Below are 12343 nucleotides of genomic sequence, written 5' to 3'. Positions count from 1 at the left end.
TAAATGAAATTGCTTTCTGAATTGCTTGCTGAAAGAAATAAAAGAAGGCATTGTTAGCATTAAAGCTATATCTTTGCCTCCATGATTTAAATCAAAATTGTTTATACAAGGATTTCGCAATCCTTATTTACAATTCTTACCCCTTTTCCGCAAGGATTTACTTTTCTGCAAGGATTTATAAACAAATAATAAATTTATAAAAGATGTATAAATTGCCAAAAGAAGAAGAAATAAGGAGGGCGATTTTCAATGCAATTAGAAAGGAGAAGAGTTTTAACTCCTTAAAGCATTTTAGAGATAAGATTTTGAACGAGCTAAAAAAAATTGATGAAAAATATACAATAAGCATGGGAAGGGCAAGAAATATGATAGCAAGGTGTGGATTTGTAAAGATATCAACAAAAAATAAGAAATCAAATGGAAAAGTTTCTAAATGCCCTGTTTGCTATGGCGCAATTGAAAAAATAAAAAATTTGTCATTGCTCGGGGAAAAGATTGTAATTGGCTATAGATGCAAAATCTGCGGTTATAGAGCAAAGATAGGGGAAATTCCTTACAGATACGAATTCCACTTTACCAAATAATTATTTATATCAAATTTATTTTTCTTGTGCAGGGGTAGCCAAGCTAGGCCAACGGCGCAGGACTTAAGATCCTGTGGTGAAGTCCTTCGGGGGTTCAAATCCCTCCCCCTGCATTCATCTATACATTATCTGCTCTCCTTTTATTTTTGGCTCCGCTTTTTTCATTTCCTCCTTTATTTGCCTTTCTATCTTTTTCACTTCCATATAAAGTGCTCAGGATCTATTTCAATTTCTGGAGCATTCTATTAGCCACCTCAAGTATTCTCCCAGCAGCCCTGCTATCTGGATAAGAGGAATGCACCATAATTTTGTTTGCTTTTTCTATGCTCCCTATCCAACAAGAGATGCGCCATCATTTTCAGAATTGAATCCTTCCATGCAAAGCAGAGTGTCGCAATTATTTTCCTTTCCCCATTAATTTTATTTGCAAGAGTGCGAAGCATCTCTATGGGATTAGAAAATTCAGAAAGAATAACAACGAGTTGCTCACATTTTTTCTCACCCCGCATATATTCTTAAAGGTAGAAGAGGAACTGAATTTGAAACTTATAAACTGCTTGCTATTGAGTCAACAACTCCAACAGCTATAAATCCGCATAAAACAAAAAAATTTATGATGAAATGAATGAAAAGATTCGCTAAGTTTTTATATTTTTAAAAATTTCTATTCAATGGAAAATATTTTTGAAAAAATAACGCATGGGATTATTGTTGAAGTAGATGATATAAATCAGGCTATAGAAATAGATAAGCATGCTCATGGAGTTTTTGTAAGAAATTTTGACATTGAAATGATAGAGGAAATAAAGGGAGAAGTTTCTCTTCCATTGATTGCAAGTTGTAGAGTTGGTCATTTTGTTGAGGCCATGATTCTTGAAAAAATAGGAGTAGATATAATAGACGAGAGCGAGCCGGGGGATATAGAATATATAAAAAAGAAAGATTTTTCCACCCCGTTCATATGCAAGGTTAATAGCATTGAGGAAGCGGATGATAGAATAGAAGAAGGGGCAAAAATATTGAGAACCGATTTTGGAGAGATTGAAGATGTTCTATGGCTGATAAAAGAGGGAAAAGAAAGAAAATTAAAGGCTTTGCTGTTTGCCTCTCTTGAGATAGCCTCTCCCGCAGACATTGCTTTGCTGTTTCAGATGGGGGCGGATGGGATAATTATTTCATCAAATGTATTTCGCTCCTCAAATCCTCCAAAACTTCTTGATAGCATAGTGAATGCATCATCAAATTATAACAATATAGAAAAGCTGGTTGAGCTGAGCAGACAAATTAAAAAAATTTTGCCACCTGAAACGAAATAAATATAAATGAAACGAAATAAATATAAATATGTTTTTTATTATATATTGGAGGCTGAAAAATGAAAGGAAAAGCGAAAATAGCGGTAGGAATTGTGGTGTTATTAGCAATATCTGCGATGGGCTTTGGAATAACAATGCAACCTGAGAAGAGCAAGCCTATAACAAAATTGCAGGAGAAAATAAAAACAACAGATATATCAGGAAATGAAGAAGTAAAGGGCTACCTTCTTGACAGCTACATAAGAGATGATAGTGAAGAAGTAGGAATTCTTGGAGAGGGGAATGATGCTGGCTACAATGTTGATACAGGAAATGAGATGAAGAGAGCATTGCCAATATATCCTGGAGAAGTTAGAGATGAAGCACCCGGAAGAAAATTTACTGGTGAGCTTGAGCCAGGTAAAGATAATGAAGACTGGTACTCATTTTCAGTGTGTGAAAAGCAAAAGATAAAGGTTACACTTAACCCAAAATCAAACTTTGATTTGCAACTTGTAAAACCTGATGGAAGCGTTGCTGCAACTTCTGCAAATGCGGGAAATGCTGCGGAGAGCGTTGAATTTACTTCAGACAAAACAGGATCATGGGCAATTCGCATATATGTGGGAAGCGGGGCAACTGCTGGAGAATATACTTTTGATGTTAAAATAGAGGGACAAAATGATGCGGGTAGCGGAAAAGATGCGGGAAATGACATATCACAGGCACTTAAAATTACACCAGGCACATATTATGGTTACATGGACATGAATGACTGGGAAGACTGGTATAGCTTTGATGTTAGCGCTGGGCAGGGGATAAAAGTAGAAATAAAGCCAATGCAAAAATCAGATTTTGATATACATCTCTATGATCCAAGTGGCAAATGGGTTTATAGTGCCCAATATTATGGAGATGATACACTTCTTTATCCCGCTGATGTGAGTGGAACATGGAAGATAAAAATAGATATGTTCCCTGGATGGGATAAAAGCAAGTGGCCGAAGAATTACTTCTTATATGGCTCAGGAGTATATACTTTAACATTAACTCTTGGAGTAAGCGCCCCTCCGCCACCTGGCCCGATTCCACAGCCAGAAATAATTCCTGTTGCACAGACATTTGTTGTTAATGATGACCCAAATAGCAATAAAGATGAGTATGCATATATAGCTGCGATACCTGCTGCAAACTATATCAAGGATGGAAAGAGATATGTTTCACCGATTGTTTATAGAGGAGTAAATAAGCAAACTCACTGGTTTGGAACAGTTGATGACACAACTCAATACCTACTGGATGACTGGAATACATATCTTGCAAGACACGGAATGACCGCAACAGAATATGTGCTGAATGCAGATCCAGTTAAAGCAGCAGCTGAAATAGCAACAACAAAATGGACAACTTCAAGCATTGCGGTCGTTACTGTTGATGGAAGTGATTTTGAAGATGAGATTAATACAGTAGTTGATAAGGATGCAACACTTGTAGTTAAAACAAAAGTAACAACCGCTCCAAAAGGAAGTTCAAAACTTAAAGATTTTGGAGGAAAGCAAGCTTTGCCAATGTTCCTTGATAAGAGCTGGGGAGCAATGACTGTTTATACTCGCGGGAAAGATTCACCTGCGGTAGGAATAATAACTCCAAGATATGAGCCTGGCACTGAAGAAGACTGGCCTTTCCCATATGATGCAAGAGGAGATAATACAAACATATACTTCCCAGTTTCAACTCCAGGATTATGGATTCCATATGTTGGTTCAAATAGCGGTGACTGGACACTTGAAGTAACCGTTTATAGTGGGGATAGATATACAATACCAATTTCAACAACAGATTGCAGTATAAAAGTTACTGTAACAACAGATGAGCCAAGCTATTTAGAAGTATTCCTAATTGATCCATATGGAAATATAAGAGATCCGTCTGTGCCACATTGGAATGGTGGTCCAATAAATCCGATACATGTATGGAATGGAGGGCATTGGGAAGGTATAGGATTTGAGAAATGGCGCAGATGGGAACCAACATATAGCAAAGAGCACACTGTAGAAGCACATTATCCAATGACAGGAAAATGGACCGCAATTGTTGCTCCTCATTATCCATATGGACAGGAAAAGATGAGTGATTCAATACCATATCATATAAAAATAGAAGTTAGGGAGCATAATCCAAAAAGAGTTAATGCGGCCTTATCCTCTGCAAATGCTGCGGTAATTGCTTCCTTAAAGCATGCTCCATTGCTCTATGTGAAGGAAGATAGCGTTCCTGCAGAAACAACATCCGCATTATCAAAGCTCGGAGTATCAAACATAATATTTGTCAATATAGGTAAGGTAAGCTCCGCAAGCTTGCCTGGAAGTGTTACAGAATACAAGACAATGGCGGAAGTAGTTGATGCAATAAAGAAAGATCCAAAATCAGAGAATTTCATAACAATTACTTCTCTTGCAACGCTTAATGGCTATTTTGCACCAGCGGGAATGATAGCAGCATACCATGGCTCACCAGTTTTAAGCATTGGAGAAGCAGCAGAAGCATATGATATACTTGATAAGGCAACAACATGGCGCACATACGGCGGAGGATGGTATCATGGATGCAGAGCTCAAGGCCATCTTCCATCAATGAGTGAGCCATTTGACTGGATAGATTTCCTAAAAGATTTACTTGGAGGAAATATACCAAGCCCCGGCTTTGATTTGGAGAAGAGATGGTTTACCGCAATACATGATGGAATATACAATCTAACAGTGAAATATAACTTAGATTTGCCAGGAAAAGAAGCATATTTATTTGTTGCGGACAGAGAAGATGATATTCGCCACCTTGTAATACTTGCAATGACAGGAAATAATTCATATGCGGGACAAATAATATTTGATACACCCGCAATGCAAACCGCATTGATATGCAGAAATATATTATATCCAGCAATAATTTATGCAAATCCAGGGAGAAATGTTACAACTTCCCAGCTAATGAACTTCCCAGATGGTCACACATGGCGCACAAATGATGGAAAATCATATACAGTATATTCATCTCGTGAATTAAAAAAATCATTCAGCTCTCATGGAAGATTCTATGAAGGTCATTGTATATGGGAAAATCTGCTTGAAAGATATAATACTGGGGCACTTGTTAGTTATTATTCTGGCCATGGAACAGGAGGAAGCGGAATTTCCGCACAACCTCGCAATTGGGCAGAGGATTTCCCACAAGCGGAGCCAAGATATCACCATTTGCACGATTTTACATGGTGGGATGGATGGCGTGGATACATGTATGATGATACTCAAACAAAAGACCCGAGATGGGGTGGATTCACATGGTATAATGCAAAAGAGCCAAATCTATATGACTTCATTCATTTCAAATGGGTTGACCAGCTATTCCAGAATTTGCACAGCGAAATAGAACTATGGATGTCATGTACAACAGGTCAGCATTTCGGCCCAGATATATATCTTGAGCATGGAGCAGTGTTATGGTATGGAAATGCGGGAACTGGTTTATGCCCACAGGAAGATTTGCTTGATGACTGGTGGATATATGATTTCATGGTTGAAGGAAAACCAATAGGAGAAGCATTATCCACATACATATATTTGCATCAGCGAGACTATACCACTGGCGATGACTTTGCAATGTATGGACCATCATCAATGCAGGTTACAAATGTTCAAGTGATATTCGGAGACCCAACACTCATATGCTACAGCCCAGAATGGGTTGAGCCAAAACCAGTAGCACCATAATCTCTTTCCCCTTCTATTATTTTTTCTGGAGCATTTGCTATTTTTATTAGTGCTTTTTTCTCCATAAAATGCAGTTTTCCAGGGAAAATTATTGAGTGTGGCAATTCGCCAAAATCTTCCTTTATTAAATATTTTATTTCATTTGCTCTCGCAATTGCGTCATCTGAAGAAATTCTTGCAATTACCACAATAAATGAGTTTTCATCAACAACTTTTTCTTTTTTCATTTTCTCCATTTCAAGAAGAATTTCCATTGCCTCATTTGCACTCATTCCAATGTCAAGTAGCAATAATGAATGGAGCCCCGCCTTAAAATTTTCTTTAAGATTTTCATAAGGTGAGAGAGGGAAATAGCCCTTAGATGGCTTAGCAATGCTTATTACTCTTCCAAATTTATAAGTTTGTAATCCAACAAAACTTGCGGATGCAGATATAATGCTAACACCATGAAAAATTTTTGTTTCAATTCCTTCCTCAATCGCCCTTATCCTGAGATCAATATGCGTTGTGGCTTCCATCGGGTCGCCTGGCACAAGTAGAGCAACTCTTTTCTTTTTTGCCTCTTCCAATAAAATTTTTCCATTCTCTACCTCTTCTCTACTCAAAACATGGATTTTTTTTCCTATTAATTCTTCTATTTTTTCTATACCAACGCCGATTTTGCTTGTATAGAATTCCGCAAAAATTTTATCGCATTTTTTTGCTTCTTCTAATCCTTTCAATGTTATATCTTTCTCATCCCATAGTCCTAGGCCTATAAAAGAAAGCATAAATGTATATATTTGGGGATTTATATATGTGAAGCATATTTGCATTGCAATTCCGAAAAATAAAGCGGAAGAGATAAGAAAAAAATTAATTGAAAAAAATTTGATTTCAAAGGAGTTCAAGGTTATAAGAGATGAAAATTATGTCTATTTTCCAGTTGAAAAAGAAATCGAGATTGAAGGTTGCTTTATATGCGAAAAAGATTTTGAATATATAAAAATAGAAAGCTATGAAGAGATTCTGGCGTCTAAAGGAATAAAGCCATCCACCCTTTCAATTGATATAATAGGTGAGATAGCAATTTTGAGAGGGAGAGAAGAAAACTTAAAGGAGATTGCGAATGCAATACTATTATCAAACAAGCATATAAAATCAGTTTTTTATGATAGAGGTGTTTATGATGAGTATAGGGTTAGAAATGTTGAATTTATTGCAGGGGAGAATAAAACAGAGACAATTCATAATGAATATGGAATAAAAATAAAGCTTGATATATCCAGAGTTTATTTTTCCCCTCGCCTTGCTGGCGAGAGGATGAGGGTTGCAAAAATGGTTGGGGAGAATGAAATTGTAATTGATATGTTCGCGGGCGTAGCTCCTTTTAGCCTTTTAATAGCAAAGTTTTCAAAAGCAAAAAAGATTTTTGCAATAGATAAAAATGTAGATGCAATAAAATATGCAAGGGAAAATATTTTGTTGAATAAAATAAAAAATATTGAAGTGATTGAAGGAGATGCAAAAGATGTTTTGCCCTGTTTGCCATCTGCGGAGCATGTAATAATGAATTTACCGCATAAAAGCTTTGATTTTCTTCCCTTTGCGATTGAAAAAGGAAAAATTATTCATTATTATGAAATAATTGAAAGAAAAAAAATTGATAAAAGGGTGGAAGAGATAAAGGAAAAAATAAGGAGCGAGGGCTATGAAGCGGAAATAGAAAATATTAGAGTTATAGGAAATTATTCTCCTTCGAAATATAAAGTTGGGATGGAGTTATTCATAAAGAAGTTTTAAGTTATCAATTGCTTTAGAAACGAGTTTAACACATTCCTCAAAATCATTCAAGCTAATCATCTCCACCCCGGAATGCATATATCTTGTTGGCACACTCACTACCCCACAAGGAATTCCTTCCTTTGTCAGATGTATTGCGGTTGCATCTGTTGTCCCTCCTTCACTTACCTCAAGCTGATATTTTATCCCCTCCTTCTTTGCAGTCTCTTCAAGCCATTTCAGCACATTCCTCTGCACTATCAGCCCGCGCCCGCCTGCGTCCACAACGGTTATCACCGCGCCTCCATCAATTTTTATGCTTTTTTCTTTTTCATCCGCTCCTGGATAATCTTTTGCAACCGCTACCTCACAAACTATTGCAACATCTGGAGAAATTTTATAAGCGCTTGTTTTTGCTCCTTTAAGCCCCACTTCTTCCTGCACTGTTCCAACTAAATATATTTTTGAATTATTCTTTATTCTTTTAATTGCTTCAATCATCATTGCAATGCCTATTCTGTCATCAATTGCTTTTCCAGTTATTCTGTTGTTTATTAATTCCTTCATTTCCACATCCAGCGTGATAGGGCTTCCTATTCTTACTCCCTCTTTTTCCACTTCTTCCCTGCTTTTTGCTCCCGTATCAATGAACATTTCTTCCGCAAGAATTGCCTTCTTTTTTTCCTCCTCTTTCATAATATGGGGTGGTTTGAAGCCAATTACTCCATATCTTTTCCCCTTTTCCCCATGTATGATAACTCTTCTGTTTATCAAGCTCTGATCAAACCATCCTCCAATTTTTAAAAATTTTATAAAACCATCTTCGCCTATACTCTTTACCATTAAACCAATTTCATCCATGTGAGCGCAAAGCATTATACTTGGCCCTTCTCCATCTTTAAAAGCAATTATATTCCCTAAATTATCTACTTCTATTTTATCAACGAATTTCTGAAGCTCTTCTCTTATGATTTCTCTTATTTCATCTTCATAGCCAGAAATGCCATGAGCATTGCAAAGCCTCCTTATTATTTCATTCATGAGGAATATTTCTTAAAAATATTTAAAATTTGCATTATTTTATGACAAAAATTATCTTTCCCTCCGACCATTTGCTTAAAAAACCTTTTTCATCTTCCGCTATAACCTTTATTTTATAAATTCCAGGTTTATTCCATAAATGTGATATTTTTATTTTATTTCCTGGCTCATAGAAATCCGTCCATTCATCAACTATTTCATCACCATTCCAGTCCCATCCGTATCTTATTTTATCTCCATCAAAATCGTTTGAAATTGTTTCATAAAAGAATTCTTTTCCAATTTTAGCAAAAATTTTTCCCTTTGATTTTTCCGGCTTTTTAGGCTCATAATTTATCTTCCTTGCATATTTTAAGTCAAGATTGCTTCTATCAGTATAACTTATATGGGGATAGCCATTTGAATCAATAGCAATCGAAGGGTATGCTCCAACATCTCCTTCTTCATCTACTTTCTCCAGATGCCATTCTCCATCAAAATAAGCATATTTCAAATCCCATCCTTTCCATCCAAAATATGCAACATGAATTCTTTTATAAGAATCGACTGCAATTGATGCACCCTTTGAATTATAAAATCCTATCAAATCAGGGTCTATAACCTCCACCCTCCATTTTTTACCATCAAAATACGCGTGCTTTAAAAACCAAACATCATCTCTTGAAATATCATAATAGCATATGTGGGGGTGCGAGAGATTATCAATTGCAATTGAAGTTGATTCCCATATTACACTATTTTTATCAATTTCTTCTATAATCCATTTTCCATCTTTTAAAAATGCATAAAATAGCTTTCCTCTTACATTACCATAACTTATATGCGGACGCCCAAACGCATCGACAGCAATTGAAGAATAAATTCCTGCATTTCCTGAATCAACTATTTCTATGCTCTTTTCATCTCCTTCAATTCTTGCATATTTCAAATTTCCATTTCTTTCATCATAATAGCTTACATGAACAATATCATTTGAAATTGCAATTGATGCATGTTTTCCAACACCTCCATAATCCAGTGTATCAATTTTCCAGAAATTGTTCTTTTTTGCATATTTAAGGCTATCATTATTCGCATCATAATAAACTATGTGCAAGAGTCCATAGGAATCAACAGCAATTGAAGAATAAATTCCTACATTTCCTGAATCAACTATTTCTATGCCCCATTTCCCATTTACAAAAGATGCGAGCTTTAAAATCTTTCTCTCAACATCATAATACGAAATAAAAATATCTTCATTGAATATGCATATACTTGTATCCATTCCTATATTCTCCTGCATATCAATTGTTTCTATCTCCCAATTTTTATTACCATTGAAATCCTCAGATGGCAAAAGAATAAGAAGAAATATAACAAAAATTAAGCTCTTTTTCATAAAAACAAAGCATTACAAATAAATAAAACCATCGCAAAAATTTTAAAATATCCTTTTGTTTTTACATACAGCGGGCGTGATCTAGCTGGTTAGGATATGAGCCTTCCAAGCTCAATGCCCGGGTTCGAATCCCGGCGCCCGCATATTTTTAATGGTTAAAATTAGTGCAGGGGGAGGGATTTGAACCCTCGAACTCCTACGAGACAGACCCCTCAAGCCTGCGCCTTTGTCCAAGCTCGGCAACCCCTGCTATCTTGACTATTTTGAAAATATAAAATATATTAAAATTTATCTAACATTTTTTCTGCCATTGCAACGTGCTTTCCACCGCTATTCAGGATATATTCTCCATGCCCTGGATATAAATTTTTAACTTCTAGCGAGCTAAGAATTTTTATTGAACTTCTCAACTCTTCAAAATCCCCGCCAAAAAAATCTGTTCTTCCAACATTTCCATAGGCAAATACTGTATCTCCAGAAAAGAGGGATTTGCTATCCTCCTCATAAATACTTATGCTTCCTTTTGAGTGACCTGGTGTATGTAAAATTTTTAATTTAATATCTCCTAAATCTATTTCCTCTCCTCCTCTGACTTTCAAATCAATTTCAACTTTTGGCTGAATGGCATTGAAAAAGGAGGCACTTATATCAAGCCCTTCTTCAATTATATAGGAAGAATTTTTGTGTGCAACTATCTTTGAGTTGCTTAATTCCTTTAGCTCTTTAGCTCCTCCACAATGATCAAAATGCTCATGAGTTAGGATTATGTAATCTATTTCCTCCATATTTATCTCCTTCTCCAGCTGGTTTATTAAATTTTTTGAATAAAAACCTGTTCCAGTATCGATAATAGCAATTTTCTCGGTTTTTATAAGATAGACATTTGATTCAAAGCCGAAGCCAAGGTATCTTTTAACTTCCATAATAGTAAAGTTTTTCTTTTTATTTAAATTACTGTGCATGAATCAGAAAATAAAAGACAAAATTGAAGAGCTGAATGAAATAAGAGGGATGATAAGGAAAGATATAGAAGAATTGGAGAAAAGGAAAGGAGAGCTGTCAGAGAAAAAATATAAAAAATTAAAGGAGAAATATGAAAAAAAACTGGAAAAGATAAGATTAAAGATTAAAAAACTTGAAGAAAAGTTAAAGTCTTAATTTTTTTATTACCTCCTTATAGTTTTTACTGCTAAATATATAGGAGCCAGACACAAGCACATCTGCGCCCGCCTCCCTCAAAATTTTTGCGTTTTTATCATTCACCCCTCCATCCACTGCGAGATAAATTTCCCTTTTACCTATCATCTTTTTAGCCATTCTTACTTTTTTAACCATTTTATCTATGAAATTCTGTCCGCTGAAACCTGGCTCAACTGTCATTATAAGAAGCAAATCTATGGTATCTAGAACATTTTCTGCTGAAGAGAGAGGTGTTGCGGGATTCAATGCAATTCCTGCCTTGCAATTCTTTTTTATCTCTTCCAAGAGCCTGTAAAGAGATTTTGTAGCTTCGACATGAACAGTTATTATATCTACTCCAGCAGATAAAAAATTTAAGTAATGTTGCTCGGGCTTTTCAATCATCAGGTGTGCATCGAAGGGCATATCTGTGATTTTCCTGATGCTTTTTATAACGCAAGGGCCAAATGTTATATTTGGGACAAAATTTCCATCCATTACATCTAGGTGAAGCCAGTCCGCTTCTGCATCTTCCAATTTTTTTATTTCCTCCGCCAGGCGAGAAAAGTCCGCAGAAAGGAGAGATGGAGCAATTATCATAATATCTTAAGCAAAATAAATATAAAAATTTAATTTTTTACTTTATGCAAAAAATAAAAATTATAGCGGATTCAAGGGAATATTTTTCTGGGATACCCTCTCTTCTCTCCTCAATTGCGGATGTTGAAATAAAACAGCTTGTGGTTGGGGATTATGTTGTAAGCGAGAGAATATGTATCGAAAGAAAAACAATGGACGATTTCATTGATTCAATAATAAAGAAGAGAATATTTGATCAAATAATAAGATTAAAGGAAGGATATGAAAAGCCCTTGCTTATTATAGAAAATGAAGAAACCTGTAGAGATTTTAATTTCAAAGCACTTTATGGAGCAATAGCGTGCATTTTAGTTGATTATAACATTCCAGTGATAAAAACAGATAATAAAGAGGAGACTTCTTTTATAATTTATTCAATTGCATGCAGGGAGCAATTAAAAAATAAAAGAGAAATTGCTTTAAGAGGGAAAAAGCCAAAAATGGAATTAAAAGAATGGCAGAGATTTGTTGTTGAGGGTTTGCCAAATGTTTCTGCTATTTTAGCAAAAAGACTTTTAAGCAAATTTAAAAGTGTAAGAAATGTAATGAATGCAAATTTTGAGGAGCTGAAAGAAGTTGAAGGGATAGGAGAAAAGAAGGCAAAAAAAATTGTTGAAGTTTTAGATGCTATCTGGGAAGATTAACAAGTTGGATAACAATCTATAAACAATTAAATATAAAACTTGTATATAGGCA

Annotated in this window: 11 protein-coding genes and 3 tRNA genes; 8 read left to right on the top strand and 6 right to left on the bottom strand. The window is 35.4% G+C overall.

Annotation, left to right across the window (positions count from 1 at the left end):
• Positions 1–203: 203 nt before the first annotated feature.
• From H5T44_01365 to H5T44_01350, 4 genes are all read left to right on the top strand, one after another.
• The gene (locus H5T44_01365; protein ID MBC7080888.1) at positions 204–584 is read left to right on the top strand and encodes a hypothetical protein; all 381 of its coding nucleotides are present in this window, start codon (positions 204–206) and stop codon (positions 582–584) included.
• Between the two features lie 28 nt (positions 585–612).
• Positions 613–697: transfer RNA gene (locus tag H5T44_01360), tRNA-Leu, on the top strand.
• 558 nt (positions 698–1255) lie between these two features.
• Entirely contained in the window at positions 1256–1900 is a 645-nt protein-coding gene (locus H5T44_01355) for a hypothetical protein (protein ID MBC7080887.1), read from the top strand.
• A 59-nt stretch (positions 1901–1959) separates the two neighbouring features.
• Complete coding sequence (locus H5T44_01350) at positions 1960–5646, top strand: PPC domain-containing protein (protein MBC7080886.1); 3687 nt, start codon at positions 1960–1962, stop codon at positions 5644–5646.
• Here the strand turns inward: H5T44_01350 and dph5 are convergent.
• Positions 5604–6416, bottom strand: a complete 813-nt coding sequence (dph5, locus tag H5T44_01345; GenBank protein ID MBC7080885.1) for a diphthine synthase — start codon at positions 6414–6416, stop codon at positions 5604–5606. The two genes, H5T44_01350 and dph5, sit on opposite strands and share 43 nt — an antisense overlap.
• A 28-nt stretch (positions 6417–6444) precedes the next feature.
• Here dph5 and H5T44_01340 point away from each other — a divergent pair, with 28 nt between their 5' ends.
• Positions 6445–7428 carry a class I SAM-dependent methyltransferase family protein gene (locus tag H5T44_01340; GenBank protein MBC7080884.1) on the top strand — a complete coding sequence of 328 codons (984 nt, stop codon included), beginning with the start codon at positions 6445–6447 and terminating at the stop codon, positions 7426–7428.
• Here H5T44_01340 and H5T44_01335 read toward each other — a convergent pair.
• Positions 7408–8448, bottom strand: coding sequence for a M42 family metallopeptidase (locus H5T44_01335; GenBank protein MBC7080883.1), 1041 nt, complete (start codon positions 8446–8448; stop codon positions 7408–7410). The genes H5T44_01340 and H5T44_01335 overlap by 21 nt on opposite strands.
• A gap of 34 nt (positions 8449–8482) precedes the next feature.
• The gene (locus H5T44_01330; protein ID MBC7080882.1) at positions 8483–9829 is read right to left on the bottom strand and encodes a hypothetical protein; all 1347 of its coding nucleotides are present in this window, start codon (positions 9827–9829) and stop codon (positions 8483–8485) included.
• 70 nt (positions 9830–9899) lie between these two features.
• Between H5T44_01330 and H5T44_01325 the strand changes: the two genes are divergently transcribed.
• Positions 9900–9972 (top strand) — tRNA-Gly (locus H5T44_01325).
• Between the two features lie 22 nt (positions 9973–9994).
• Here H5T44_01325 and H5T44_01320 read toward each other — a convergent pair.
• Both H5T44_01320 and H5T44_01315 read right to left on the bottom strand, forming a co-directional pair.
• Positions 9995–10079: transfer RNA gene (locus tag H5T44_01320), tRNA-Leu, on the bottom strand.
• A gap of 31 nt (positions 10080–10110) precedes the next feature.
• Positions 10111–10752, bottom strand: coding sequence for an MBL fold metallo-hydrolase (locus H5T44_01315; GenBank protein MBC7080881.1), 642 nt, complete (start codon positions 10750–10752; stop codon positions 10111–10113).
• Positions 10753–10789: 37 nt separating this feature from the next.
• Between H5T44_01315 and H5T44_01310 the strand changes: the two genes are divergently transcribed.
• Positions 10790–10987, top strand: a complete 198-nt coding sequence (locus tag H5T44_01310; protein ID MBC7080880.1) for a hypothetical protein — start codon at positions 10790–10792, stop codon at positions 10985–10987.
• Here H5T44_01310 and rpe read toward each other — a convergent pair.
• Positions 10976–11608, bottom strand: a complete 633-nt coding sequence (rpe, locus tag H5T44_01305) for a ribulose-phosphate 3-epimerase (protein ID MBC7080879.1) — start codon at positions 11606–11608, stop codon at positions 10976–10978. The two genes, H5T44_01310 and rpe, sit on opposite strands and share 12 nt — an antisense overlap.
• Before the next feature lie 44 nt (positions 11609–11652).
• Here rpe and H5T44_01300 point away from each other — a divergent pair, with 44 nt between their 5' ends.
• Positions 11653–12291, top strand: a complete 639-nt coding sequence (locus tag H5T44_01300; protein ID MBC7080878.1) for a hypothetical protein — start codon at positions 11653–11655, stop codon at positions 12289–12291.
• Positions 12292–12343: the final 52 nt, after the last annotated feature.

The organism is Thermoplasmatales archaeon (assembly GCA_014361195.1).
In the GTDB taxonomy this organism is placed as follows: Archaea; Thermoplasmatota; E2; order UBA202; family JdFR-43; genus JACIWB01.
This window is presented reverse-complemented; position numbering and strand designations above follow the sequence as displayed.